Source organism: Micromonospora taraxaci (assembly GCF_007830095.1).
In the GTDB taxonomy this organism is placed as follows: domain Bacteria; phylum Actinomycetota; class Actinomycetes; order Mycobacteriales; family Micromonosporaceae; genus Micromonospora; species Micromonospora taraxaci.
Window position 1 is genome coordinate 248,137 of the sequence record NZ_VIWZ01000001.1, and the last position, 24,084, is coordinate 272,220.

General features: G+C 71.0%; 26 protein-coding genes. 11 read left to right on the plus strand and 15 right to left on the minus strand.

All coding sequences use genetic code 11. The annotated features are described in order from the left end of the window. Positions 1-67: 67 nt before the first annotated feature. Positions 68-616: a SigE family RNA polymerase sigma factor gene (locus FHU34_RS01215; RefSeq protein WP_145778297.1), complete on the plus strand. Its 549-nt coding sequence runs from the start codon at positions 68-70 to the stop codon at positions 614-616. After that, positions 613-1,794: a hypothetical protein gene (locus tag FHU34_RS01220; RefSeq protein WP_145778298.1), complete on the plus strand. Its 1,182-nt coding sequence runs from the start codon at positions 613-615 to the stop codon at positions 1,792-1,794. Before FHU34_RS01215 ends, FHU34_RS01220 begins: the two co-directional genes overlap by 4 nt. 75 nt (positions 1,795-1,869) lie before the next feature. On the opposite strand, the gene FHU34_RS01225 is transcribed toward FHU34_RS01220, so the two are convergent. The 6 genes from FHU34_RS01225 to FHU34_RS01250 form a co-directional block, all read right to left on the minus strand. Continuing rightward, complete coding sequence (locus FHU34_RS01225; protein ID WP_145778299.1) at positions 1,870-2,772, minus strand: sulfurtransferase; 903 nt, start codon at positions 2,770-2,772, stop codon at positions 1,870-1,872. 91 nt (positions 2,773-2,863) lie between these two features. Next, positions 2,864-3,310 carry an imidazolonepropionase-like domain-containing protein gene (locus tag FHU34_RS01230; RefSeq protein ID WP_145778300.1) on the minus strand — a complete coding sequence of 149 codons (447 nt, stop codon included), beginning with the start codon at positions 3,308-3,310 and terminating at the stop codon, positions 2,864-2,866. A gap of 2 nt (positions 3,311-3,312) precedes the next feature. Next, positions 3,313-4,080: an SGNH/GDSL hydrolase family protein gene (locus FHU34_RS01235; protein ID WP_145785388.1), complete on the minus strand. Its 768-nt coding sequence runs from the start codon at positions 4,078-4,080 to the stop codon at positions 3,313-3,315. Between the two features lie 206 nt (positions 4,081-4,286). Continuing rightward, positions 4,287-5,396: a TolB family protein gene (locus FHU34_RS01240; RefSeq protein WP_145778301.1), complete on the minus strand. Its 1,110-nt coding sequence runs from the start codon at positions 5,394-5,396 to the stop codon at positions 4,287-4,289. 229 nt (positions 5,397-5,625) lie between these two features. Beyond that, the gene (locus tag FHU34_RS01245; protein ID WP_145778302.1) at positions 5,626-6,798 is read right to left on the minus strand and encodes a TolB family protein; all 1,173 of its coding nucleotides are present in this window, start codon (positions 6,796-6,798) and stop codon (positions 5,626-5,628) included. Beyond that, complete coding sequence (locus tag FHU34_RS01250; protein ID WP_145778303.1) at positions 6,795-7,325, minus strand: SigE family RNA polymerase sigma factor; 531 nt, start codon at positions 7,323-7,325, stop codon at positions 6,795-6,797. Before FHU34_RS01250 ends, FHU34_RS01245 begins: the two co-directional genes overlap by 4 nt. A 181-nt stretch (positions 7,326-7,506) precedes the next feature. Here FHU34_RS01250 and FHU34_RS01255 point away from each other — a divergent pair, with 181 nt between their 5' ends. The 4 genes from FHU34_RS01255 to FHU34_RS01270 all read left to right on the plus strand — a co-directional run bounded on the left by FHU34_RS01255 (position 7,507) and on the right by FHU34_RS01270 (position 10,909). After that, entirely contained in the window at positions 7,507-9,276 is a 1,770-nt protein-coding gene (locus tag FHU34_RS01255; protein ID WP_145778304.1) for a proline--tRNA ligase, read from the plus strand. A gap of 56 nt (positions 9,277-9,332) precedes the next feature. Next, positions 9,333-9,758 carry a CBS domain-containing protein gene (locus tag FHU34_RS01260; protein ID WP_167524739.1) on the plus strand — a complete coding sequence of 142 codons (426 nt, stop codon included), beginning with the start codon at positions 9,333-9,335 and terminating at the stop codon, positions 9,756-9,758. Between the two features lie 66 nt (positions 9,759-9,824). Next, a complete protein-coding gene (locus FHU34_RS01265) occupies positions 9,825-10,253 on the plus strand; it encodes a SufE family protein (RefSeq protein WP_145778305.1) in 429 nt (142 codons plus the stop codon). 20 nt (positions 10,254-10,273) lie between these two features. Further along, positions 10,274-10,909 carry a DsbA family oxidoreductase gene (locus tag FHU34_RS01270; RefSeq protein ID WP_145778306.1) on the plus strand — a complete coding sequence of 212 codons (636 nt, stop codon included), beginning with the start codon at positions 10,274-10,276 and terminating at the stop codon, positions 10,907-10,909. Positions 10,910-10,977: 68 nt separating this feature from the next. On the opposite strand, the gene FHU34_RS01275 is transcribed toward FHU34_RS01270, so the two are convergent. The 6 genes from FHU34_RS01275 to FHU34_RS01300 all read right to left on the minus strand — a co-directional run bounded on the left by FHU34_RS01275 (position 10,978) and on the right by FHU34_RS01300 (position 15,166). Continuing rightward, positions 10,978-11,526, minus strand: coding sequence for a YbaK/EbsC family protein (locus FHU34_RS01275; RefSeq protein WP_145778307.1), 549 nt, complete (start codon positions 11,524-11,526; stop codon positions 10,978-10,980). Between the two features lie 95 nt (positions 11,527-11,621). Beyond that, the gene (locus FHU34_RS01280; protein ID WP_088987020.1) at positions 11,622-11,816 is read right to left on the minus strand and encodes a hypothetical protein; all 195 of its coding nucleotides are present in this window, start codon (positions 11,814-11,816) and stop codon (positions 11,622-11,624) included. Between the two features lie 37 nt (positions 11,817-11,853). After that, positions 11,854-12,636 (minus strand): SDR family oxidoreductase, encoded by a 783-nt coding sequence (locus tag FHU34_RS01285; RefSeq protein ID WP_145778308.1) that lies wholly within the window; start codon positions 12,634-12,636, stop codon positions 11,854-11,856. A gap of 114 nt (positions 12,637-12,750) precedes the next feature. Beyond that, positions 12,751-13,404 (minus strand): GAP family protein, encoded by a 654-nt coding sequence (locus FHU34_RS01290; protein WP_145778309.1) that lies wholly within the window; start codon positions 13,402-13,404, stop codon positions 12,751-12,753. A gap of 51 nt (positions 13,405-13,455) precedes the next feature. Further along, complete coding sequence (locus FHU34_RS01295) at positions 13,456-14,847, minus strand: MFS transporter (protein WP_145778310.1); 1,392 nt, start codon at positions 14,845-14,847, stop codon at positions 13,456-13,458. A 58-nt stretch (positions 14,848-14,905) separates the two neighbouring features. Next, positions 14,906-15,166 (minus strand): hypothetical protein, encoded by a 261-nt coding sequence (locus FHU34_RS01300; protein ID WP_145778311.1) that lies wholly within the window; start codon positions 15,164-15,166, stop codon positions 14,906-14,908. A 152-nt stretch (positions 15,167-15,318) separates the two neighbouring features. On the opposite strand from FHU34_RS01300, the gene FHU34_RS01305 reads away from it, so the two are divergent. Continuing rightward, positions 15,319-19,743: a cation-translocating P-type ATPase gene (locus tag FHU34_RS01305; RefSeq protein ID WP_145778312.1), complete on the plus strand. Its 4,425-nt coding sequence runs from the start codon at positions 15,319-15,321 to the stop codon at positions 19,741-19,743. Between the two features lie 40 nt (positions 19,744-19,783). Here FHU34_RS01305 and FHU34_RS01310 read toward each other — a convergent pair whose 3' ends face one another. Both FHU34_RS01310 and FHU34_RS01315 read right to left on the minus strand, forming a co-directional pair. Beyond that, positions 19,784-20,092: a hypothetical protein gene (locus tag FHU34_RS01310; protein WP_167524740.1), complete on the minus strand. Its 309-nt coding sequence runs from the start codon at positions 20,090-20,092 to the stop codon at positions 19,784-19,786. Positions 20,093-20,133: 41 nt separating this feature from the next. Continuing rightward, complete coding sequence (locus FHU34_RS01315) at positions 20,134-20,448, minus strand: zinc finger domain-containing protein (protein ID WP_145778313.1); 315 nt, start codon at positions 20,446-20,448, stop codon at positions 20,134-20,136. 109 nt (positions 20,449-20,557) lie between these two features. On the opposite strand from FHU34_RS01315, the gene FHU34_RS01320 reads away from it, so the two are divergent. The 3 genes from FHU34_RS01320 to FHU34_RS01335 all read left to right on the plus strand — a co-directional run bounded on the left by FHU34_RS01320 (position 20,558) and on the right by FHU34_RS01335 (position 22,760). Beyond that, the gene (locus FHU34_RS01320) at positions 20,558-21,286 is read left to right on the plus strand and encodes a VOC family protein (RefSeq protein ID WP_145778314.1); all 729 of its coding nucleotides are present in this window, start codon (positions 20,558-20,560) and stop codon (positions 21,284-21,286) included. 265 nt (positions 21,287-21,551) lie between these two features. Next, positions 21,552-22,268 carry an LPXTG cell wall anchor domain-containing protein gene (locus FHU34_RS01330; protein ID WP_145778315.1) on the plus strand — a complete coding sequence of 239 codons (717 nt, stop codon included), beginning with the start codon at positions 21,552-21,554 and terminating at the stop codon, positions 22,266-22,268. Positions 22,269-22,352: 84 nt separating this feature from the next. Continuing rightward, a complete protein-coding gene (locus FHU34_RS01335) occupies positions 22,353-22,760 on the plus strand; it encodes a DUF6896 domain-containing protein (RefSeq protein ID WP_145778316.1) in 408 nt (135 codons plus the stop codon). A gap of 73 nt (positions 22,761-22,833) precedes the next feature. Here FHU34_RS01335 and FHU34_RS01340 read toward each other — a convergent pair whose 3' ends face one another. Next, a complete protein-coding gene (locus FHU34_RS01340; protein WP_145778317.1) occupies positions 22,834-23,322 on the minus strand; it encodes a hypothetical protein in 489 nt (162 codons plus the stop codon). Between the two features lie 136 nt (positions 23,323-23,458). On the opposite strand from FHU34_RS01340, the gene FHU34_RS01345 reads away from it, so the two are divergent. After that, positions 23,459-23,836 carry a carboxymuconolactone decarboxylase family protein gene (locus FHU34_RS01345; protein ID WP_088986731.1) on the plus strand — a complete coding sequence of 126 codons (378 nt, stop codon included), beginning with the start codon at positions 23,459-23,461 and terminating at the stop codon, positions 23,834-23,836. The last annotated feature ends 248 nt before the right edge of the window (positions 23,837-24,084 follow it).

Genomic DNA, 24,084 nt, shown 5'->3' on the forward strand with positions numbered 1-24,084 from the left:
CCAACCTTTTACCTCCTCCCGTGCGTCTGGCAGGTGACGCGCATCGGGACGGCCGGGAGGAGGGCGGATGGCACCGAAGGGTGACGACGGGCGCGACGGCTACCTCGCCTTCGTGGAGAGCCACCAACACCGACTGCTCCGCGCGGCGTACCTGATCTGCGGCAACCAACACCAGGCCGAGGACCTGCTCCAGGACGCGCTCCTGAAGCTCGCGCTGCGATGGGGCTCGGTCCGCAACGCCGACCCCTCCGCGTACGTGCGGGCCATCCTCTACCGCGACTCGGTGTCGTGGTGGCGTCGCCGACGGCGGGAGTGGCTCAGCGCCGCGCCGCCGGATCAGGTTGCCCACGACCGGGACGGCGCCTTACGGCTGACGCTGCACGACGCGCTGGGCCTGCTGCCACCACGGCAACGGGCCGTGCTGGTGCTGCGCTACTACGAGGATCTGACCGAGGTCGCCACTGCCGAGGCGCTCGGGGTGACCGTCGGCACCGTCAAGAGCCAGTGTCACGCGGCGCTACGTCGACTCCGCGAGGTCGCACCGGACCTCGCCCGGGACACCCGACCGAGCCAGGGCTCGGCCGGCCTGGCCAGCGGTCTGGAGGTGAACCCGTGAACGAGCAGGACCTACGCCGACTGATGACCGTCAGCGTCGAGGACGTGCTGCCCAGCCAACCGGCCACCGCCGGATGGGAGCGGGCCCGCCGCACCCGGCGTACCCGAAGGGCCGTCGCGGCGGCGGCGTTGGCCGTGGCACTCGTCGGCGGTGGAACGGTGGCCGCACTGCGCTCGTCCGCCGATCCTCCGCCGGACATTCCGGTGGCCCCGACCGTCGAACCCACCCACTCCGGCCCGGTCCAGCGACCTCCCGACAATCTGACCTATCTGCCGGACCCGTTGAACCGGCTCGGCGCCCCGGCGACCGTGCCGCTCTCCGAGCGACCGGTCCAGCGGGCGCGGGCGCTGTTCCAACCGGTCGACGAGGAGAACCGCGCGGACGGTCCGGTCCGGGTTCTCGGCGACGACGGCGTGGTGCGCAGTCTGGACGTGGTGACGCTGGCGCCCACCCGGGACGCGAGCGGCAACGAGGCGGTCGCCGTGAAGCCGGGAGTGCTGTCGCCGGACGGCCGGTCGGCCGCGTTCGCCCAGAACGACGAGCTGATCATGGTCGACCTCACCACGGCGGCCGTCCGCCGAATACCGCTCGAGGGATACCTGGAGTTGGTCGTGTGGGCGCACGATCGGGTGCTGGTCGGAGGCGAGGACCGGACGTATGCGGTGGACCGGGTCACCGGGGTCGCCACCACGATCGACGTGTCGACCTGGGTCGTGGCCGCACCCGACCCGGAGGCCGGCCGCGACGCCCCGCTGATCGAGATGATCGGCGAACGGGACGCCCTGAAGCTGCGCAGCAGGACAGCCCGCGAGGCGGAAATCCGTTCCGAGCAACCCGTCACCCGCGGTGCGCTGCCCTCGCCGTACGCGATCAACGAGTTCTACGGCCGGGGCTGGCTGCACGGCGAGCGGCTGGCCAGCGCGGCGTGGATCACCAGCAGTGAGATCGACGGCGCCGAGGGGGCGGCCGTGCTGGACGCACGGACCGGCGCCGTGTCCCATCTGCTCGACCTGGGCCGGGATCGGGCCAAGGGCTGCTGCGAGGTGCTGGGCTGGGACAACAAGGGCTCAGTGCTCCTCCGGCTGGAGCCGGCTGCCCTGGCCCGTTGGAACCCGGAGACCGGCGAGATCACCGGCATCGTCCGCGACCTGCGCGGGGCGATAGCACTCGCCAGCTGACGGCCGTCCCCACGCGACCGGGGCAATCGCGTGGGGACGGCCGTACGGCTCATGCGGCGAAGCCGCCGAACCCGCTCAGGAGGCGAGGCCGCCGGGCTGGTCGCCCTTGACCACAGGTGCCCGGACCAGGTTGCCCCACTCGGTCCACGACCCGTCGTAGTTGCGCACCTGCGGGTAACCCAGCAGGTGCCGCAGCACGAACCAGGTGTGGCTGGACCGCTCACCGATCCGGCAGTACGCGATCACGTCGTCGGCCGGGCTGAGCCCGAGCTGGTCGGCGTAGATCGCGCGCAGCTCGTCGGCGGACTTGAAGGTGCCGTCGTCGTTGGCGGCGGACTTCCACGGCTTGCTCACCGCACCGGGAATGTGCCCGCCACGCAGCGCGCCCTCCTGCGGGTAGTCCGGCATGTGCAGCGTCTCGCCCGTGTACTCACCCGGCGAACGGACGTCGACCAGCGGCCGGCCGGCGGCGATGTGCGCCATGACCTGCTCGCGGTACGCCCGCAGCGGCGCGTCGTCGCGCAGCGGCACCGGGTAGTCGGCGCGCGGTCGATTCGTCTTGTCGCGGGTCACCTCGCGGCCCTCGGCGATCCACTTCTGCCGACCGCCGTCGAGCAGTCGCACGTCGGCGTGGCCGAAGAGCGAGAACACCCAGAGGGCGTACGCGGCCCACCAGTTGAAGTTGTCGCCGTAGAACACGACGGTGTCGCCCCGGCCGATGCCCTTCGCGGCACACAGCTCGGCGAAGCTCTCGGCGTCCAGGTAGTCCCGGGTCACCTGGTCGTTCAGCTCCAGGTGCCAGTCGACCTTCACGGCACCGGGAATGTGACCGGATTCGTAGAGCAGCACGTCCTCGTCGGACTCGACGACGACGAGGCCCTCGTCGCCCAGGTGCTCGGCCAGCCACTCGGTGGTGACCAGCCGCTGCGGGTCCGCGTACGACTGGAGGCGGGGATCGGGATCGCTCGGCACAGACATGATCCCCAAACTACGCCGCGACACGGCCGCACGGCCCGCCATCGAGCATCGGGGACGACACATGTGGCGCGGGGAACGTTCGCGGTGCCGTTCAGGCGCGGCGGTGGACGATCCGACCGGCGACCACGGTCACCAGACAGACACCGTCGACACGGTGGACCGCGAGGTCGGCGCGCCCGCCCGGAAGCAGCGCCGCCGACACCGCGACTGGCAGCACCAGCAGGTCGCTCCTGTCGACGGCGGCCCGCAGCAGCGGGTCGGTCAGGTGCTCGGCCACCACCGCCGTCACCCCGTTGCGCAGCAGCGCGTGCACCCGCTCGCGTGGGGTGGGCGCCGGCGGCAACGGGCCGTCGTGCAACAGACCCGGACCCAGGGTGCCGGGCCAACGGCGGACCCGAACGCCCGGGTGCGCCGCAGTCAACTCGGCCAGCGGCCCGACGGCCTCGATCCGGTCGCCGCCCACGAGTACGGCGTGCTCCGGCACCGCCTCGCCGACCCGGTCGCGCCGCAGCAGCGGCGCGGTGTGCAGGGTGAGCACGCTCAGTCGACGATGGGCCCGAGCAGCGGGCGCTTGGCCGTCACCGTGTCGCCGGACGACCGGCCGGTGAGCCGCCGCCGCACCCACGGCGCGAGGTGCTGACCGGCCCACCGCAGGTCGGCGGCGCGGGCGGCAAGCCACGGCGACGGGGCCGGGTGCGGCGGGACCATCAGCCACTCCTCGTCGCAACCCACCCCGAGCGCGTTCAACACCTGCCCCGCGACCCGCCGGTGCCCGGCCGCGGAGAGGTGCAGCCGGTCGGTGCTCCAGAGCATCGGGTTGAGGAAGGTGTCGTCGGCGTACAGATCGACCATGATCGCGCCGTGCCGCTCGGCGGTCTCGCCGACCGCCTGGTTGAGCAACTGCACCCGGGGAGCGACGAGCCGCTGGCCGGGCAGCCGGGCCATCACGTCGGCGAACCGGAACAACAGCACGTCCGCACCACCCGAACGCAGTTGCCGGACCACCTCGTCGAAGCGGGCCACCAGCGTGTCCGGGTCGAAGGTGCGGCGCAGAACGTCGTTGCCGCCGGCCGCGAAGCTGATCAGGTCGGGCTTCATCGCCACCGCCGCCGGCACCTGCTCGGCGACCACGCCGGGGAAGAGCCGGCCCCGGATGGCCAGGTTCGCGTACCGGAAGTCGGGGCCCGCCTCGGCGGCGAGCCGGGTCGCCACCAGGTCCGCCCAACCCCGGAAGGTGCCGTCCGGGTACGCGTCGTCCATACCCTCGGTGAAGCTGTCCCCGACCGCGACAAAACTGCGCCAGCGCACCCGCGCCCCCTTACGCCATTCGTTGCCTGCGGCAAGAAGTCTGTCACCGGAGGCACCGCCGGCACCGCCCCGAACGGCCGACGTGGCGGAGGTCATGGGCCAGCCGCGCGACACCCCCGGTCCGGCGGTCGGATCGACAGGAGGGACCGGCCGCCCCCGTGAGCGGCCGATCCCTCGTCGTAACCGGTGGAAGTCCACCGGTTGGGTCAACCCAGCAGTCCGCCCCACGGCTGGCCGACCGGAACCGCCGCGCTTGTCTGCACCCGGCCGTCAGCGCCGTACCGGACCAACCGGTACGCCGGGGCGTCGTCCGCCGGGGTCGCGGTGTTGACCTGGACCACCAGACCGCCGTCAGCCAGGGCGACCGCTTCGACCGCCTGGCCGTGGCCGGTCGGCTCGCTCCAGGCCCGCTCGAGCGGCGTCAGTTCGGTGACCTTCCCACTGGCGGCGTCCACCCGGTAGGCGCGGAACCGCCAGCCGCATCCACATTCACCGGCGTTGGGCACGTGGGTGCTGATGACGAGGGACCTACCGTCGCGGGAGATCCCGGCAACCCCGTCGATGACGAGGCCCCTCGGCACGCTCGGCGTGATCGAGCGTTCGGCGCCGCGCTCGTCGCGGACCCGCACCACTCGGTCGGTGAACTGGGCGATCCACCCAGCGGACACCGTCGGGCAGCTCGCCTGCCGGGTGGCGACCACCGTCCGGCCGGTGCCGTCGGCATTGACGGCGACGATGGTCCAGACCTTGTCCCGGCCCAGGCCGAACAGCACCCGGTCGGAGTCGAGCCAGCTCGGGGCGCAGGTCTGCTGTCCCTGTGTCGGGATGGCGCGCTGGTTCGTGCCGTCGAAGTCGCTGATCACCAGGCGCTGGGCGGACGCCTCGACCCACGCGGCCCGCCGGCCGTCCGGCGCGACGGCGATCTGCCCGGCGGCCGTACCGTTGCCCGGACTGCCCTCACGCACCACCTGCCAGCTTCCATCCGAGGTACGCCGCCAGATCCGAGCCGGATCGTTCTGCTTCTGGCCGTACTCCTGGGCGGTGTACCAGGTCAGCTGCGGCCACTGGGACGAGCCGACGGCCGGTGCGGCCGGGGCCGCAGTGACGGGGGCCGCGTCGGATCCGGAACCACCCGCCCCGCCGACCGAGGTGTCACTGGTCGCGGGAACAGCACCGCCGTTTCCGGCGGGAGCGGACGCGCGGTCCGGCCCGGCGGAACCGCAGGCCGTGGTACCAAGCGTCAGGAACAGCAGGGCGGCCGTACCGACGAGGACGCGGGAACGACGGGCGGGCTGGGTGAACGGGCCGAGGTTCATGGTGTTACTCCTTCATGGAGTTCGCTACCGAGCGGGACAACACCCAGGACGAGCCCTCGGTCGTGGTGAGTTGCCGCCGCCGGACGCCGCTATCCGACAGTCGGATCCGCCCGCCCCGGCAACCATTTCCGCAGGTGACGGACCGTGATCAACGACTTTGTAGGGCCGGTGCGGAGACCGCGGAAGGGCGGGCCACCCGGAGGTGACCCGCCCTTCGAAGCGCTGGTCGTCAGGACACGACGGCCAGGATCTGCATGTCCTTCAGGGCCGCCGGTTCGGCGGTCTCGGAGATCTTCCTGCCGTCCTCGCCGACCAGCAGCACGGCGTACCCGCTGCCGGCGTTGACCCGCACGACCATCGACCCGTCGGACTGGAAGTACACCTGCCGCAGCTCGCGTCCACCCAACGGCAACGCGAACTCCTTGCCGGTACGGGTGTCCAAGACGACATTGACCCGTAGGTCGCGAGCACCGTCGCCAGAATCCCCAGAAGACCGGTCCCGCAGCAGGGCGATCCGGGAGCCGTTCGGGGAGAGGCTGACGATATCTCTGGTGTGCCATCCGCCCGGGGAGAAGCCGGGGACGACTCGTTTCTTCCTGCCGTCGGCCCCGTAGAGGGTGACCCCGTAGTCGGTGGTCATGGCGATGGTCCGACCGTCCGCCGCCCAGAAGGCGTCGCAGCCCTCGGGTTCAGTGGCCCACCAGCTCACGGTTTTTCCCGCCGAGCGCATGTCCACCACGCCGTACCGCCCGGGGCCACCCGATGTCTTCAACTCCCGGAACAGCAGCTGCCGACCACCCGGCGACCAGGCCGCGCCGACGCAGTAAGGGTCGACGTTCGCGCGCACCCTCTGCCTGTCGGAGCCGTCGACGTCGGAGACGAAGAGTTCATTCTCGGGGCTCACCCAGGCCACCCGGTAACCGTCCGACGAGACGCCCGAGTTTCCCCTCATCGCGATGTCGGGCATCGCCAGCAGCCAAACCGGGCTTTCGCCGGGGCGCCAGGACCCAAGGTTCCACGTCTGCTCGCTGGTCACCTCGACGGGGCCGTAGAAGAGTTTGCCGATCTTCGCCGTCGGCGTGTTCGGGCTGGATCCGCCGTCGGGGGAGCCGGGTGCTCCGCTGGTGCTGGTGGACGGTGTCGAGCTGGGCGACTGGGTCGGCGTCGGGCTCGCCGTGACCGACGGGGTGTCGGCGGGCAGTGGGGGCGAGGACTGATCGGGTCGAACGGCGAAGGCGGTGCCGGCCGCCGCCGCGATCAACACCAGAGCGGCGGCCGACATGGCCACCGCCCGCTGGACACCGAGCCGTCGCGACGTACGCAGCGTCCGGTCCCGCAGGTCGACCACGGCGACCTCCTCGGCCAGCTCGGTCAGATCGAGCCGGAGGCGCTGGTCGTTCATTGGGCGCTTCCTTCCAGGACGTACAGCTCGGCGAGTTCGGGCGCGACGACGCGCAGCTTGGCCAGTGACTTCGCTGTCTGGCTCTTCACGGTGCCGACGGTGACGCCGAGCAGGTCGGCGGTCTCCACCTCGCTGCGGTCCTCGAAGAACCGCAGCACCAGCACGGCCCGCTGTTTCGGGGAGAGCTTCGCCAGCGCGGCCCGGAGAGTGAGCCGCAGGCTGGTCTGTTGGGCGTGGTCCGGGGCCGAGTCGCCTCCGCGTGGCTCGGGCAGGTCGCCCGGCATCGACTCGGATACCCGGCGACGCCGCCACCAGGAAACCTGTAGGTGGTACATGGTCTTTCGGGTGTACGCCTCGGCGTTGCCGCTGTGGTGCAGCCGGTTCCAGGACCGGTGTGTGCGGGCCAGAGCAGACTGGACGAGGTCCTCCGCGAGGTGCTGGTCACCGGTGAGCAGGTACGCCGAGCGCAGTAACGCCGGCGTGCGAGTACGGACGAACGAGTCGAACTCACTCACTAGAGGGTCCACACGGGCCGATCCTTCGGGTAGTGAGGCTGGGGGTGGGGTGCTGCCTTCCCAGACGCGAGTCGACACGCCAATGGTTGCCGCCCGCGATGCCCGCGAGAGTCGGCCGGCCACACCACCGGAATCGCCCCGGCAGGTCCGAATTGGGTCGCCCGGTCGGCCGACACGGCCCTAGGCTGCGCCCATGCTGCTACGCATGTCGACCCTGTTGCTGCGGACCCTGCGCGAGGATCCGGCCGACGCGGAGGTGCCGAGCCATCGGCTGCTGCTGCGCGCCGGCTACGTCCGTCGTGCCGCACCGGGCGGCTACACCTGGCTGCCGCTGGGCAAGTTGGTGCTGGACCGGATCACCGAGGTGGTCCGCGACGAGCTGGTCGCCATCGGCGACCAGGAGGTGCACTTCCCGGCGCTGCTGCCCGCCGAGCCCTACCGGACCAGCGGCCGGTGGACGGAGTACGGCGACCTTCTCTTCACCCTCGCCGACCGGCGCGGCGCCGAGCACCTGCTGGCGCCCACCCACGAGGAGATGGCAGCGCTGCTGGTCAAGGACCTGTTCACGTCGTACCGGGACTTCCCGGTGACGCTGTTCCAGGTGCAGACGAAGTTCCGGGACGAGGCCCGGCCCCGGGCCGGTGTGCTGCGCGGCCGGGAGTTCCTGATGAAGGACGCGTACTCGTTCGACCTGGACGAGGCGGGGCTGCGCGACGCGTACGCCCGGCATCGCGCGGCGTACCGGCGGATCTTCGACCGGCTGGGTCTGGACTACACGGTGGTGCACGCGATGTCCGGCGCGATGGGCGGCTCCGCGTCGGAGGAGTTCCTGGCGACGACACCGGTGGGTGAGGACACGTACGTCGGTTGCACCGCCTGCGACTACGCGGCCAACACCGAGGCGGTGGTCACCCGGGCACCCGCCACCGGCGATCCCACCGCGCAGCCTCCCGTCGAGGTGCACGACACACCGGAGACGCCGACCATCGCCAGCCTGGTGGAGCTGGCGAACGCCCGCCGGTTGGGCGACCGGGACGGTTGGACCGCCGCCGACACCCTGAAGAACGTCGTCCTGGCCGTCCGTCAGCCGGGCGCGGACCGGACCGAGCCCCTGGTGATCGGGCTGCCCGGCGACCGGGAGGTCGACCTCAAGCGGGTCGAAGCCGCCCTGCACCCGGCCCAGGTGGCCGTCTTCGAGGAGTGGGCCGAGCATCCCGAGTTGGTCCGCGGCTACATCGGGCCGCAACTGCTCGACAAGCTGGGCGTCCGTTACCTGGTCGATCCTCGGGTGGTGGCTGGCTCGGCCTGGTTGACCGGGGCCAACGAACCGGGCCGACACGCGACCGACGTGGTCTGCGGGCGGGACTTCACGCCCGACGGCACGATCGAGGCGGCCGAGGTGCGTGCCGGTGACCCCTGCCCGACCTGCGACGACGGTGAGCTGACCATCCGGCGGGGCATCGAGATCGGGCACATCTTCCAGCTCGGCCGCCGATTCACCGACGCCTTCGCTGTCGACGTGCTCGGACCGGCCGGCAAGCCGGTCCGGCCGACGATGGGTTGCTACGGCATCGGGGTCTCGCGGGCGGTGGCGGCGATCGCCGAGCAGCACCACGACGACCGTGGGCTGGTCTGGCCGGCGGCGATCGCGCCGTGCGACGTACACCTGGTGGTCGCGGGCAAGGGCCCGCAGCTCGACGCGGCGCTGGAGCTCGGCGGGCGTCTCGCCGCGGCCGGCCTGCGGGTGCTTGTCGACGACCGCACGCACGTCTCGGCCGGGGTCAAGTTCACCGACGCCGAGCTGATCGGCATCCCCCGGGCCGTCGTGGTCGGCCGCCGACTCGCCGACGGGTACGTCGAGCTGCGCGAGCGGGCCGGCGACGGCCGCTCCGAGCTACCGCTGGAAGGGTTGGTGGACCGACTCGTCCACGAGGTACGCCAGGAACGTGGAAACCTGGTGTAGCTGCCGCGTCACGGGGTAGTGCTGTCTGATCGGTGGAAACGTCTTCGGAGGCTCTCGTGACCGAATACCGGGTCAGTGACGTGATGACCAAGCAGGTCGTGTACCTGTCGGCCGAAACCACCCTGGACGAGGCGGCCAGGGTGATGAAGGAGGCCGACATCGGTGACGTGGTGGTCACCGACGGCGCCAGCCTGGCGGGCATGCTCACCGACCGGGACATCGTGGTGCGGGCCGTGGCGGAGAACAGCTCCCCTGCGGCCACCACCATCGGCTCGATCGTCACCCGCGAGGTGGTCATGATCGAGCAGCATTGCACTGCGGGTGAGGCGGCGGCGCTCATGCGGGACCGGGGCATCCGGCGGGTGCTGGTCTGTGACAGCGATCGCAAGCTGGTCGGGATCGTGTCGCTCGGCGACCTGGCCATGCAGCTCGACCCCACCAGCGCGCTGAGCGAGATCAGCGAGCAGTCGCCCACCGTCTGACGACGTGCGGGCCGGTCCGGTCGGCTTGTTCGCGAGGGCTCCGCACGACGGCGGTAGCCTCGACGTATGGCTGACATGCCGGCCCGACTGGCCGAGATCGTCGACGAGTTCGCCGCGGCGCCGCGCGACCTGGTTCTGGAGATGCTCCTGGAGTACGCGGACGTCATCCCGGTGTTGCCGGAGGGCACTGCCGAGCGTGAGGGCATGGAACAGGTGCCCGAGTGTCAGACGGCGTTCTTCCTGCGTGCGAAGGTGACCGCGGACGGCACCGTGAAGACGCTCTTCGACTGCCCACCGGAGGCGCCCACCACGCGGGCGTTCGCCGGGATCCTCGCCGAAGGGCTGGCTGGGGCGAGCGCCGAGCAGGTGCTGGCCGTGCCGGACGACCTCTATCAGCGGATGGGCCTGGCGCAGGCGATCAGCCCTCTGCGGGTTCGTGGTGGCACGGCAATCCTGGGTCGCCTCAAGCGGCAGATCCGGGAACAACTCGGCTGACCGCGAGGTTGCCACCGATCATGGAGATCGAGATCTACGCGGACGTGATCTGCCCGTGGTGCTACATCGGCAAGCGCCGCCTGGACCAAGCCCTCGCCAGCTACGAGGGTGAGGTGACGGTCCGTTACCGGCCGTTCCAGCTCGACCCGTCGCCGGTGCCCGAGCCTCTTCCGCTGGTGCAGGCGCTGGCTGGCAAGTTCGGTGGCCCGGAGCGCGCCCGGCAGATGGTCGACCACGTGACCCAGGTGGCGGCGGGCGACGGCCTCCGACTGGACTACGACCGCGCGGTGATCGCGAACACCTTCGACGCGCACCGGCTGGTCTCCTACGCCACCGACCACGGTCGGGCGGCCGAGATGGTGGAGGCGCTCTACCAGGCGCACTTCAACAACGGTGTCGACGTCGGCTCCCGGGAGGCACTGGCCGCGCTGGCCGGTGACATCGGGCTGGACGCGGCCGACGCACGACGATTCCTCGACTCCGACGAACGCGTCGCCGACGTCGAGGCCCAGTTGGCCACCGCCCGGGACCTCGGCATCACCGGTGTGCCGATGTTCGTCCTGGCCGGGAAGTACGCGGTCTCCGGTGCGCAGGAGGTGCAGACGCTGCTCGCCGCAATCGCCGAGGTCGAGCAGCGTGAGGCCGCAGCCAACTGACCCCGCACGGCACCCGGCATCGATGATCACAATGTTTCACGTGCAACAACATCGACGCCGATCGCTTGTCAGGCCGGCCTGGCCAGGCCTTCCACCACCTGAGCACCGGGCAGCGCGCCCAGCGCCGGCCCCGGCAGCGCGATCTTGCTGTGCCGTACACCCGAGCCGATGATCACGTGCGGGGTGGCGATGACCCGCGAGTCGACAAGGATCGGCCACTGCGCCGGCAGTCCGATCGGGGTGATGCCGCCGTACTCCATGCCGGTCAACTCGACAGCGTCGGCCATCGGCGCGAAGCTCGCCTTACGCACGTCAAGCGTGCGGCGGGCCACCCCGTTCACGTCGGCCCGGGTGGTGGCCAGGACGATGCACGCCGCGTACCGCACCACTCCGTCGCGCTTGCCCGCCACCACGACGCAGTTGGCCGACACGTCCAACCCCACCTCGTACGCCTCGCAGAACGCGGCCGTGTCGGCGAGGTCGGCGTCGATCGGCGCCACCAGCACGTCGTTGACGTCCACCGGCGCGTCGGCGGGCCACTGTGCGATGGCCTCCGCCACCGGCGGGGCGAGCAGGTCGAGGCGAGCGCGGGCCGGTTCGGTCTTCAGCGTTCCCATCACGGGTGCGATCCTCGCATCCGCACTGCCGAACCGCCCGGCGGCTCCCGGGCCGTCCCGCGACACCACCGGGCCCGGCCGAACCGCACCGGTGCTCAACTGCCGGCGAGGAACGCGTTGTCGCGCATGAAGGAGCGGTCGCGGGCGGCCGCCAACTCCTCCTCGCGCCGGGCCCTGGCCCGTTGCAACTCCAGGTCCTCCAACCCGTGGCGGACACCCAGCCGGATCACGCCATAGAGGAAGACGAAGCCGAAGACGTAAAGGATCACCGTGGTGACGACAACGAACATGGCGTCACCGTAAGACGAACGTGAACCGTTGTTGCTCTCATCTCCGGCCGGTTCCCCCGTACGTGTCAGCAAGGTGATCGGCCCAGGTACGGACGCCCCGGGGCAGCGCCTCGGTGACGAGACCACCGCCGCGCAACTCCCGACCGAGCCGGCCGGGGATCCGCACCGGCAGCAGCGGTCGGCGTGAGCCTCGGGCCTCCCGCCACGCCCGAACCGCCTCGTCGAAGCGGAGCACCTGCGGCCCGCCGTACTCCTCGATTCCGCCCAGCGGCCCGGCGACCAGCCGAGCCGCCAAGCGCGCCGCCACCTCGCCCGGATCGACCGGTTGGGCCAGCACCGCCCTGTCACCGATCACCGGTCCCAACCGCGAGCTGGAGGTGAGCAGGTCGTCGAGGAACTGCGGGAACTGGGTGGCCCGCAGCACCGACCACGGCACCGGTCCGGCCGCGACCACCTGTTCGGCGGAGAGCTTGTGCCGGTAGTACGGGATCGACACCCGGTCCACCCCGACGATCGAGATGTAGACGAGGTGTCCCACTCCGGCGGCGCCGGCGGCCACCACGAGACGGCGCGTACCCAGCACGTCCACCTGGTAGGTCTGCCCGCCCTTCGGGGCGGACGCCAGGTGCAGCACGGCGTCCACCCCGGACACCGCCTCGTCCAGCCCGTCGCCCGTCACGAGGTCCGCCACCACCCACTCGACCTCGGAGTCGCTACGCCACTGCCGGCTCGTGGCCCGGACCGTCACACCGTCGTCGTACAGCCGGGCGAGCACCGCGCTCCCCAGGCGGCCGCCCGCCCCGGTGACCAGAACCCTCATCTCGTCCTCCTCCTCCGGCCGCGAACCGCGGCACACCCGATTCGATCGATGAGCCGTCGGCCCACTCGGTGTCGACGGCACAGGCGGCGCTCCCGTGACCGGGAGTGCGGCGGCTCACCCGGACCGGATCAGGTCCAGCACGGTCAGCAACGCGAAGAACGCGATCACGATCTCGTTGACGATCCAGGCGTGCCCCTCGGCCCACTCCCGCATCCGGGTCAGCGTCCGCGCCGCCCTGTCCCCGAGCAGCAGCAACGCCAGCAGGGGCAGGGCGAGCAGGAGCACTGTGAGCAGCACGAACGGCACCAGGTGCCACCACGGCAGGTTGTGCCGGGCCGCGCTCGCGCCGACGGCGGCCATGGTCAGGTCGTCGGTAGGTGTCACCACGAAGAGCAACGCGCCCAGCCGCATCGCCTGACGGGGTTCGGCGCGCTCGATGCTGCCCAGCCATTTCGGCGGCCCGGACCGGTTACGCCGTACCCACACCACCACGGCCAGACAGACCAGCAGCGCGAGAACCACCAGGTCGATGGCGGGTCCGCGGTCGACCTTGCCGGCGACGGCACTGGCATCGGCGGCCAGGCCGCCCACCCAACGGGTCACCAGCCAGCTCACCGTCACTCCGGCCGTGACCACCAGCCCGGCGCCGCCGAGGAAGCCCAGCGACGCCGCCCGGGGCCGGTTCGACGAGGCGAGGAAGACCGCCACGACCAGTTGGGATCCGGCGACCATCACCACGGCGAGCGGCAGGATGGTCAGGAGGTTCATCGCCCGTCATCCTCCCGGCCCGACCGGGTCGGAGGCGGCCGTTTCCCCGGATCACCCGAGCGGTCGGGTGCTCCCGCCCACCACGACCCGGCCGGCCAGCAGCGCCCCGAGCAGCGCGAGACCCGCCGCCACCACCAGAGTCAGCATGTAACTCGCCGGGCCGGGCGCGCTACCCGCCGCCAGCACGGCCCCGGTCAGCGCCAGCACGGTCGCCGCGAAGAGTGAGTCGCCCAGTTGCAGCGACGAACTGTTGCGCCCCTGCTCACCCGGGGCGGACAGCTCCAGGGTGAGCACCGACAACGACGGGTAGAGCAGGCCCATCCCGAGACCGGCGACCGCCCAGCCCAGCACTGCCACGCTCACCGGCAGCTCCGGCCGAACGGCCAGCGCCACAGTGGCGGTGCCGACGGTGATGCAGGTCAGTCCGGCGCGCGGCAGGCTGGCCCGGGAGGCCGGCACCGGAATCCGACCCTGCAACCACGAGCCCACCGACCAGGCCAGCGCGCCAACGGTGAGGACCAGCCCGGCCGAGGTCGGCGACAGGCCCCGCTCCCGGGAGAGCATCAACGGGATGACGACCTCGGCGCCCACGAACGCCGCCGACGCCAGACCGCGCAGACCGACGACCGTCGGCAGACCACGAGCCGCTCGGAGGAACCCGGCCGGCAGCAGGCGCGGGGCGCAGACCAGCAGGCCGACCACTGCGGCCACGATCAACACCACGGCAGAGGCGCCGCGCTGCTGACCCCCGATGTGCAGCAGTGCGGCACTCAGCGCGGCACCGCACGCCCACCCGATCCGCGCCGCCGCGCCGGCCGGCGGACCGGTCGTCGTGCTCCGGCCCAGCGACCGAAGGCCCGGGTGGATCAACAGGACCGCCGGCACGGCCACCGCCGGGACCGCCAGGAAGACCCACCGCCAGCCCAGGTACTGCACGATCAGGCCGGCGACCGCAGGCCCCACCAGCGACGGTACGACCCACGCCGCCGCGAACGCCGCGAAGATCTTCCGGTGCAGTTCCTGCGGGTACGCCTGCCCGACGATCACGTAGAGCGCCACCGAGAGCAGACCGGAGCCGAAACCCTGCACCGCCCGCCCGACGACGAGCGCGCTCATCACAGGGGCGGTCCCGGCGATCAGCAACCCGACCACGAACCAGGCGACACCGTGCCACATCGGCCCGCGAGGGCCACGGGCGTCGCACCAGATGCCGGACACGACCATGGCCAGCACACCCGTGGCGAACGATCCTCCGAACGCGATCCCGTACAGCGCCAGCCCGTCCAGGCTGCGGGCGACGGTGGGCATCGCCGTGCCGACCGCCAACGCCTCGAACGCGAGCAACGAGATCAACGCGACGCTGCCCACTGTCATCGCCCGCAGCCGGGGCGCGAACAGCCCCGGCGCTGCGGGTACGGGCGTGGCGGTTGTTGTGCTCGACATCCACCGAGGATGCGACCTCAACCCTGATTCATGTCAAACCCTGGTGACCCGGCTCTCGTCAGGCGTCCTGCAACGCCTCCCCGACCCCGCGCACCAGACCGGAAAAATGCTGGTCGGCCAGCAGGTGACCGGCGGTGATCACCAGGGCGATCGGCCACTCGATGACCTGGAGCGCGGCAAGCACCCCGAGCCCGGCGTAGTAGACGACCTTGTCCGGTGGCGGCACCGCCACCTCACCCAGCATCGGCAGGTCAACTCGTCGCTGATACATCTGGACGTTCTCGCGCGAGCCGTTGAGGTGTCGTGTCAGCGTGCTCATTCCGGCCTCCCCGTGTCCGGTGATGGTCGTCGGATTCCACACCACACCCCGTCCATGCGCCGACCTCGACGGAAAGTTCCGCTGCTCAAGGGGCATAACGGACGGCAGGTCGGGAAGCCAGGCCGCCGGACGCGAGGCGGTGGGAGGACGAGATGGCCGGCGTGCCGCACCTGTTCGGCGAGGCGGCCCGGACCGTCAGCTCGGCCGCGACCCGGCTGGCCCGGAACACCGGCCTGACGCGTCGTCGGGTGTGGTCGCGGCCCGGTCGGCACCACATCGAGGTCCACGGCGTGTGCCAGGACGGCGGCAACCGGCTGGCACGCCAGGTGGAGGGCGCGCTGGAGCGGATGCCGGGAGTCGCCTGGGCCCGGGTCAACGCTCCGTCGGGCCGGGTGGTGGTCGCCGTCCAGACCCCCGAGCCGACGATGCGCGACCTGATCGAGACGATCAGCAGGATCGAGCAGACCTGCGACCACGAGCCCGACCCGGAGATCCCGCCGCCGCACCCACCGGAGGAGGGGCCCCGAACTCCGCGCACCCTCGGCGGGCTCGCCTCGGACGCGCTGGGCCTCACCATCTCGGCGGCCACCCGGATCCTGCCGTTCGCGCCGCTACCCGGCGAGGTCTCCGGCCTGCTGGCCGCCGTAGATCTACAGCCGAAGCTGCACGAGTTCGTGGGCAAACGGCTGCGCTCCGACCCACGCGCCGACATCCTGTTCCCCCTGGCCGAGGCGGTGGTGCAGGGTTTGACCGGTCGCTGGACCGGGATCGTCCTGGACGGCGCCCAGCGGGTGGTGCAGTGGGGCGAGGCGCGGGCCCAACTCTCTGCCTGGGAGCGCGCCGAGCCACGGCTGACCGGCGACCCGGACCGTGCGACGGCCCGATGGCCGGTGATCGACCGTCCCCGGCCGAAGCCGGACGGCCCCGTCGAGCGGTACATCAACAAGATGCTGGCCGCGGGCGCGGCGGCCGGAGCGGCGGCGATGCCGTTCGCCGGGCCCAAGCGGGCAACCGCGTTGGGCCTCGCCGCCCTGCCCAAGGCCCCCGGCAGTGGACGCGAGGGGTACGCCGCCCAGCTCGGCTGGATGCTGGCCCGGCGTGGCGTGATCGCGATGGACCGCAGCGTGCTGCGGGAACTGGACCGGATCGACACGCTCGTGTTGGACGCGGCAGTGCTCGGCTCGGACCGGGGCGTACTGGCTGATCTGGCGCCGGCGACCGGAGCGGACGTCGACCAGGTGGCGGAGCGGGCCTTCGCGCTGTTCGACCCGGACCACCCGGCTGCTTCCCGCACGGCCGACGACTGGCGGCTCGGGCCGCTGGACCAGATGCCCGCGACCGACGATGGCGACATCCCGGACGGGGACCGTCTGCGATCCGCCGGGGGTCAACTCCTCGGTCTGGCGCACGGGGACCGGCTGGCCGCGCTGTTGCGGGTGGAACCGGAGCCCGCGCCCGGCGTCGACGGTCTACCGGCCGCCGCCCGCAGGGCCGGTCTGCGGCTGGTCGTCGCGGGTGGGGACGAGCAGCGCTACGCCTTCGCCGACGCGCTGCTGCCCGGCGGCGAACGGTTGACCGAGTCGGTACGCGCGCTTCAGCGCGACGGCGGGGTGGTGATGGTGGTTTCCGCGGACCGGAAGGCGCTCGGCGCGTCCGACTGTGGTCTCGGATTCACCACCGACCCGGAGGATTTGCCGCCGTGGGGTGCGCACCTGCTGGTCGGCGGCGACCTGCGGGTGGTGGCCCTGGTGATCGAGGCGACCGGGGTGGCCCGACGCACGGCGAAGCAGAACATCCGGCTGTCCATGGCCGGCAGCGGTCTCGGGGCGCTCGGCGCGTTCACCGCCCCACCGACGCAGTTGCCGCACAAGGCGCTGGTCGCCGTCAACGGTGCTGCCGGGTTGGCCTTCGCGAACGGCGTCTGGCAGGCCCGCCGGCTGCACGACCAGTCGGACACCCCGGCGCCGGTCACGACCGCCTGGCATCTGATGCCCGTCAGTACCGTGCTCGATCACCTGGGCAGCACCCCTGACGGTCTGACCGGCGTGGAGGCCCAGCGCCGCCACCATGGGTCGGCGGGGAACGGCGACGCCGCTCCCGGAACCGGTGGTCTGCTGCGCGCCTTCGTGGAGGAGTTGTCCAACCCGTTGACTCCGGTGCTGGCCGCCGGTGCGGTGCTCTCCGCGTCGTTCGGATCGCTTGTCGACGCCGCGCTGGTGGGCAGCGTCGTCGGTGGTTCCGCCCTGATCGGCGCGGTACACGAACGGAACACGGAACGGTCGCTGGCGGAGTTGCTGTCCCGTTCGGCGGTGACGGCACGGGTCCGTCGGGACGGCGCCGAGCAGGTGGTCGCCGCCGGAGACCTGGTACTCGGGGACGTCATCACCCTCGAACCGGGCGACTCGGTGCCCGCCGACTGCCGGGTGCTCGAATCAGTGGGCCTGGAGGCGGACGAATCTTCGCTGACCGGTGAATCGTTGCCCGTCGCCAAGTCCAACCGACCGGTGGTGGCCGCCGCGATTGCCGACCGCCACTCGATGCTGTACGAGGGGACCACAGTCGCCGCCGGACATGGCACCGCCGTGGTCGTGGCGACCGGGTCGGACACCGAATCCGGTCGCAGTCTCGCGCTGGTCCGGCAGGCCCCACCGACGAGCGGTGTCGAAGCCCGCCTCGGCTCGTTGACCAGCGCCGCCATCCCGTTGGCCGCCGGCTCGGCGGTGGCGGTGGCGGGCGCGGGTCTACTTCGGGGCGTACCCCTGGCCGAAACGGCGGCGACCGCCGCGAACCTCGCCGTTGCGTCGGTGCCGGAGGGGCTGCCGTTCCTGGTGAGTGCGGCGCAGCTGGCGGCCGCCCGACGTCTCGCCGAGCACGGCGCGTTGGTGCGCAACCCGCGCACCATCGAGGCGTTGGGCCGGGTGGACGTGCTCTGCTTCGACAAGACCGGCACGCTCACCGAGGGGCAGTTGCTGCTGGCCGGGGTCGGCGACAGCGCCGGCGACCGGTACGCCCCGGTGGACCGGTTGGACGACCGACTCCAGTTGACGCTGGCTGCGGCGTTGCGGGCCACCCCCGCCGCGGCAAACCCGGAGGAGTTGGCGTTGCAGACGGACCGGGCGGTCCGGCGGGGTGCCGGGGAAGCCGGGGTGGTGGAGCAGACCGGCGCCCCCGGTTGGCGGGCGAACGGAGGGCTGCCGTTCGAGCCGTCCCGCGGCTACCACGCGAGCGTCGGCGAGACCGACGGTCGCCTGCTGCTGAGCGTCAAGGGTGCTCCGGAGACGGTGCTGCCGCGGTGTTCGGCCCGCCGCATGGACGGCACTCAGCAGCCGTTGGACGACGCCGGGCGCGCGGAGTTGGAGCGGATGCTCGCCGACCGGGCCGGGGCGGGCAACCGGATCCTGGCCGTCGCGGAATGCCCCGTGGACGACCCGAAGGTGACCGACTCCGACGTGCGAGGGCTGACCTTCGTGGGTTTCCTGGCCCTCGCGGACGGGGTCCGGGAGAGCGCTGCCCCGGCGGTGCGCCGGATCCGGCAGGCCGGCGTGCACACCATCATGATCACTGGTGACCATCCGGCCACCGCCGAGGCGATCGCCGCCACCATCAGCGAACACGACGAGCAGCGCGTGGTCACCGCCGGTGAACTCGACCAACTGGACGACGACGCGCTCGCCGACCGACTGGCCAACACCGACGTGGTGGCCCGCTGCACCCCGGCGCACAAGGTGCGGATCATCCAGGCGTTGCAGAAGTGCGGGCGAACCGTCGCGATGACCGGCGACGGGGCCAACGACGCTCCGGCGATCCGGCTGGCCGACGTCGGCATCGCCCTCGGTCAACGGGGCACCCCGGCGGCGCGTGCCGCCGCCGACCTGGTGGTCACCGACGACCGGTTGGAGACCATCATCGCGACCCTGGTGGAGGGTCGGGCGATGTGGTCGTCGGTGCGCCACGCGCTCAGCATCCTGGTCGGCGGCAACCTGGGCGAGATCGCGTTCAGCGTGCTCACCGCCGCGGCGACCGGTCGTTCCGCGCTCACCGGCCGACAACTGCTGCTGGTCAACCTGCTCACCGACCTGGCACCTGCGTTGGCCATCGCGGTCCGGCCACCCGCGTCGGACCGCACCGACAGGCTGCTCCGGGAGGGCCCGGACATGGCGCTCGGGGAGAGCCTCACCAGGGAGATCGGGCTGCGGGCGGCAGCCACCACCCTGGGCGCCACAACGGGTTGGACGTTGGCCCGGTACACCGGACGTCGTCAGCGGGCCGGAACCGTCGCCCTGGTGTCCCTGGTCGGCACCCAACTCGGCCAGACCGTCCTGGCCGGGGGCACCAGCCCGACCGTGCTGGCGTCAACGGCGGCATCGTTGGGGGTGCTGGCCGTGGTGGTGCAGACGCCGGGAGTGAGCCAGTTCTTCGGCTGTACCCCGCTCGGGCCGGTCGGCTGGACCATCGGGGCCGGGTCGGCGCTCGGCGCCACCTTCGCCAACGGCGTGCTCACCAGGCTGGTGGAACACCTGCCGGAGGCACGACCCGACGCCGCTCGACCCTCGCCCGAGGTGGAGCACGCGGATTGACCAACGGTGCTTCGCCTGACCGGCTTCACTTCCCGCACCGTCACCGCTGTTCGGCACGGAACGGGTCCCGGGCCGGTCCCTGCTCGGCCCAGCACAGACCACCACGAAACTCCACCCCCGGAACACCATCGCTGAGTCGGCTGATGTCCACGACACCCGCCAACGCGGTGACGACGTCCGACCGTAGGTCCGCGACGGCCGTCTCGAGATCGTCCTCCTCCTGGGACCAGTCGATGTCGGCCGCCCGCAGGTCGGCGATCGCGTGACCGGTGACCGCCGCGGGGTCGGTGACGAGCACCTCGACCCGGCAGTAGACGTGCACGGTGACCGGGGTTCGCTGCTCATCCATCCGCAGAGCATGACAAGCGCGACGCACGATCCGACAGCTCTTTACCGTAGCGGCCTGGGGAGAGGCACTTCCCCTCTCATCGCCTTCTCGGCCAAGTCGATGCGCTCAGCATGAAGCCTGCTGTCTTCCAGCGGATGGCCAGGCACGTTGATGCAGCGTTGACCCGACAGCGCACTACACACTGGACACAGGAGAAAGAACCCGCTCGACGGCACCAGCTCGACACCCTGGGCCAGAGCGGATCTGCCAATCTTGACGATCGCGTCGTACAGCTCGTCGTCCTGGTGCCGTGTAGCTGCGGCAGCCGCCTCCCGCATCCCGTCCCAGAATTGTTCGACCGAATTCGGCTCGCTCACGTCAATCCGCACGGTCGCGGATCCCCGCCTCCGATCCACGTAAACGTCAGCACCTGACTGGCGCATCAGTCGGTACTGTCGATGCGAAACAGGCTCTAGCATCGTCGGCATGGCAACGAGGCTGGTGCAGATCAACATGAAGGCGCGGGACGACTCCGCGCTGGGCGACTTCTGGGCGAAGGCACTCGGTTGGGGAGTCTCCAGCGAGGAACCCGGCGTGACCAACCTCGAACCTGAGGGCTTCGTCTATCCCGACCCCGTCGCCGTCTGCATCGACCTCGTCGTCTCCACGGAACCCAAGACGGTGAAGAACCGGGTGCACGTCGACCTCGCCACCACCTCGGCAGCCCACCAGGCGCAGGTGGTGGCGCGCCTGACGGATCTCGGAGCCACACCTGCCGACGTGGGCCAGGGCGACGTCCCGTGGACGGTCCTGGCCGACCCGGAGGGCAACGAGTTCTGCGTGTTGGAACCCCGACCGATCTACCGAGACACCGGGCCGATCGCCGCTGTCGTGGTCGACTGCACGGATCCGCGTGCCATGGCCGAATTCTGGGGACAGGCCACGGACTGGGTCCTGCACGAGGTGACCGACCGCCAGGCGGTGCTGCGCTCCGCCAAGGGCGTCGGGCCGTACCTGGAGTTCATCCGGACACCCGATGTGAAGACCGGGTGGAACCGCGTCCACCTCGACGTTCGGCCGTACCCCGGGGACGACCTGGGGGCCGAGGCGGCCAGGCTGACCGCTCTCGGCGCTACCGTCATCGACCTGGACGTTCCGTGGACGGTCCTCGCCGACCCGGAGGGCAACGAATTCTGCCTCCTCACCCCGGCCTGACCTGAGCGCTCGTCCGCACCCCTTTCTCACGGCGTTCGCCAGCCGATCCGTCGTACTCGTCGTCGTCGCGATCGTCATGGTCGACGTCGCTCTTCAGACGCAGGCCCTTCTCAACCGAGCGCGGCTGGTCGCCCCTTCCCAGATGGTTCGCAGTCGGCTCAACACGGCGCTGGCCACGTGGGCGCTGGGACGACGGGGCCCACTCTTGATCCCGCCTCCGGGTAACATCCCCATGCTTTGATCTTTAACGGGGAGGAATATCTACATGCGATGGAAGATCCCGGCTGGCGCCCTGATAGCGCTGGCCTTTCTGGTTCCGGCGGCACCGGCGGCCGCCCAGTTCGAATCGCCCGGGCTGGACGCGGCCTGCCAAACGGTCGAGCGCAAGGTGTACCAGGACGTCCGTAAGCTCGTCGCCGTTGACCTGGATACCCCGACCGATCAGGAGATCCGGGTGTTGACCGCCCAGCTCCTGCATACGGCCAACGTCGACAAGTTGACCGTTCTGCAGGGTGTCATCGATAAGCAACTGAAGGGCACCCCGGAGGAGCTCCGGGCATTCCTCAAGAAGGACGTGCCGAACGTCTGGATGGTGGATCTGCGGATCAAGGTGGGCCAGTCCATGACGGGCGCTGGCGTCAACGTGAAAAATGCCGCACAGGTGACGCTCGACAACGGTTCCCTCGATGCCCTCCTGGCTTACCTCAACGACGGCGTGTACACCGCGCGTGAGCTCGACTGCGCGTCTCAGCCCACCCCGACGCCGAGCGTCACGCCCAGCGTTACGCCGAGCGCCACGACGACCGATGCACCGACGGCTGCTCCCTCCACGAGCCTGGCCGCCGCCGGCGGCGAGGGCGGTGGACTGCCCCTGACCGGTGCCAACACCGCGACCGTGGTCAGCGTTGGCGGTGCGCTTCTGCTCCTCGGCGGCACCGGCTTCCTGATCGGACGCCGACGCCGTTCACGCTTCGTCGCATAGTTCCACTCGACGCGCCCGGCTCGATGCTTCATCGAGCCGGGCGCGTCTCTGCGTGTCCCATCCGACGGCGCATAGTGTGATCACGTGGACGAGCGTGAACAGCTGGCGGTGGACGCCGTGAGATCGTTCGTCGCAGCCTTCAAGCGGATCCACGAACGCCTCTTCGCGGCCTTTCCGGAGCTGACCGGCTTGCCCGATCTACTGACTGCGGTGAGGTCAACTCGAGTACTACCTCGGGAGGGCCGGTCGAGCACCGGCATCGACTACTCGGTCCACGGTGCCGGTTGTCGAATGACAGACGAGCAGGGCACCGTAGTCGACGTCGACCTGGTCGATGGTGTGGAAGCCTTCGACGGCTGGCGGGTCCATGTCTTCCTCGAAGGACGCGAGGGGGAGAGTCTCTCGGTTGAAGAACTGCACACTGCCTGCTCCCGCCTCGCCAGTTGGGCGGAGCTGCGCGAGCTGCAGCCGCACCGTTGGTACGCGCCCTGATGGCGAAACGGATCTTCACCTTGGGAGAGCGCGATCAGATGGTCGTGAGCCTCGGACCAGCTGCGCACCCCAACTATCGGCCCGTGGCCGGCCCATGACGACCCGCTGACCTGCTGTCTGGACCCTGCCCTGCTACCAGATCGCGAACGTGTTGCCCGACGCCCCGATACCGGGCTACCGCCTTCGGCAGGTCGTACTCCTGGATCGCTTGGCTCACCTCGTCATCGAGGCCGAGCATCCCTGTCTCGACCTCCACGATGCGGGCGAGGGCGTACGCGGTAGCGACGGCCGCATGCGCGCTGGCCACAGTCGCTGTGTATCGGTAGGGAATCTCGATGGACGCGGAATTGCCCGCGTAGCAGAGCTGCATGGCAGGCTCGTGGAGCCACAACTCAAGGTGCGTCGGGTAACGACCTTCATCGGCCGGGCCAATCTCATGCTCTGCCCGCGCGACAATCCGCCGCCAGGCAGCCTCCTGATCGTTCGTGAGGTGGAGCAACAGCTCGTCGCTCAAGCCGTCGTCGTCGTGGCCTGGCATGAAGAAGCTGATGTCGTATCCCATGCTGGGACAGTAGGGGCAAGCCCAACGCCTATCGCGACCAGCGGTTTCCCGGAACGGCCGACCGAACGCCGGGGTGGGCGCGATGCTGGAACCGAACGGCAGTCCATCGGCTGAACACGTGCGGAGGTGGCAACGCATGCCCGACGATCCCCGATACCAGCAGGCCCTCGACACCGCGGAGCGCCTCCTCGGCCAACCGTTGACCCTGCCGCTGGCCGACGGGGAACCCGCGGTCGGTCAGGACTTCCGGCGGCTGGCGACCGAGCACACCTTCGGCGACTCGTGGCCGCGACCGGGCCTGGACCTGCGGAGCCGCTGCCTGATCTCGGTGGCCGTCGCGGCGGCGCTGGGCACCCACGAGCCGCTGCGGGGGCAGTTGCGCATCGCGCTGACGTCCGGCGTGACCAAGGAGGAGATCGTCGAGCTCTTCATCCACCTGGAGGCGTACGCCGGGGCGGCCCGGGCGTTCGACAGCTACCAGGTGGCCGCAGCGGTCTTCGGCGAGCACCGCTGACGACGCTGCCAGCACCCGTCAACGACCTGTCGTTCTGCGGCGGCCCTCCGGGCTTCCCGCTCTCCGCGCCAGCCGCCGGGCATCAGGCGTGACGGCCGCAGAGCGACAGCGGCAGCGGCCAGCGCGCCCCCTGGCGGCGGCGCGTGCGGTCCGTCAAGGGCCGCCTTAAGACGTACAGAAACTTTGCAAAGCACTGCCGGCAGTCCGGTGCCAGTCCGGCTGTCCTGTCACGGGACATGCTTGACAGT

Bases quoted from the DNA above. Each gene is read 5' to 3' on its own strand.
- FHU34_RS01215 (WP_145778297.1), top strand. From the start codon at position 68: ATGGCACCGAAGGGTGACGACGGGCGCGACGGCTACCTCGCCTTCGTG.
- FHU34_RS01225 (WP_145778299.1), bottom strand. From the start codon at position 2,772: ATGTCTGTGCCGAGCGATCCCGATCCCCGCCTCCAGTCGTACGCGGAC.
- FHU34_RS01240 (WP_145778301.1), bottom strand. From the start codon at position 5,396: ATGAACCTCGGCCCGTTCACCCAGCCCGCCCGTCGTTCCCGCGTCCTC.
- FHU34_RS01245 (WP_145778302.1), bottom strand. From the start codon at position 6,798: ATGAACGACCAGCGCCTCCGGCTCGATCTGACCGAGCTGGCCGAGGAG.
- FHU34_RS01255 (WP_145778304.1), top strand. From the start codon at position 7,507: ATGCTGCTACGCATGTCGACCCTGTTGCTGCGGACCCTGCGCGAGGAT.
- FHU34_RS01265 (WP_145778305.1), top strand. From the start codon at position 9,825: ATGGCTGACATGCCGGCCCGACTGGCCGAGATCGTCGACGAGTTCGCC.
- FHU34_RS01270 (WP_145778306.1), top strand. From the start codon at position 10,274: ATGGAGATCGAGATCTACGCGGACGTGATCTGCCCGTGGTGCTACATC.
- FHU34_RS01275 (WP_145778307.1), bottom strand. From the start codon at position 11,526: ATGGGAACGCTGAAGACCGAACCGGCCCGCGCTCGCCTCGACCTGCTC.
- FHU34_RS01280 (WP_088987020.1), bottom strand. From the start codon at position 11,816: ATGTTCGTTGTCGTCACCACGGTGATCCTTTACGTCTTCGGCTTCGTC.
- FHU34_RS01285 (WP_145778308.1), bottom strand. From the start codon at position 12,636: ATGAGGGTTCTGGTCACCGGGGCGGGCGGCCGCCTGGGGAGCGCGGTG.
- FHU34_RS01290 (WP_145778309.1), bottom strand. From the start codon at position 13,404: ATGAACCTCCTGACCATCCTGCCGCTCGCCGTGGTGATGGTCGCCGGA.
- FHU34_RS01295 (WP_145778310.1), bottom strand. From the start codon at position 14,847: ATGTCGAGCACAACAACCGCCACGCCCGTACCCGCAGCGCCGGGGCTG.
- FHU34_RS01300 (WP_145778311.1), bottom strand. From the start codon at position 15,166: ATGAGCACGCTGACACGACACCTCAACGGCTCGCGCGAGAACGTCCAG.
- FHU34_RS01305 (WP_145778312.1), top strand. From the start codon at position 15,319: ATGGCCGGCGTGCCGCACCTGTTCGGCGAGGCGGCCCGGACCGTCAGC.
- FHU34_RS01310 (WP_167524740.1), bottom strand. From the start codon at position 20,092: ATGGATGAGCAGCGAACCCCGGTCACCGTGCACGTCTACTGCCGGGTC.
- FHU34_RS01320 (WP_145778314.1), top strand. From the start codon at position 20,558: ATGGCAACGAGGCTGGTGCAGATCAACATGAAGGCGCGGGACGACTCC.
- FHU34_RS01330 (WP_145778315.1), top strand. From the start codon at position 21,552: ATGCGATGGAAGATCCCGGCTGGCGCCCTGATAGCGCTGGCCTTTCTG.
- FHU34_RS01340 (WP_145778317.1), bottom strand. From the start codon at position 23,322: ATGGGATACGACATCAGCTTCTTCATGCCAGGCCACGACGACGACGGC.
- FHU34_RS01345 (WP_088986731.1), top strand. From the start codon at position 23,459: ATGCCCGACGATCCCCGATACCAGCAGGCCCTCGACACCGCGGAGCGC.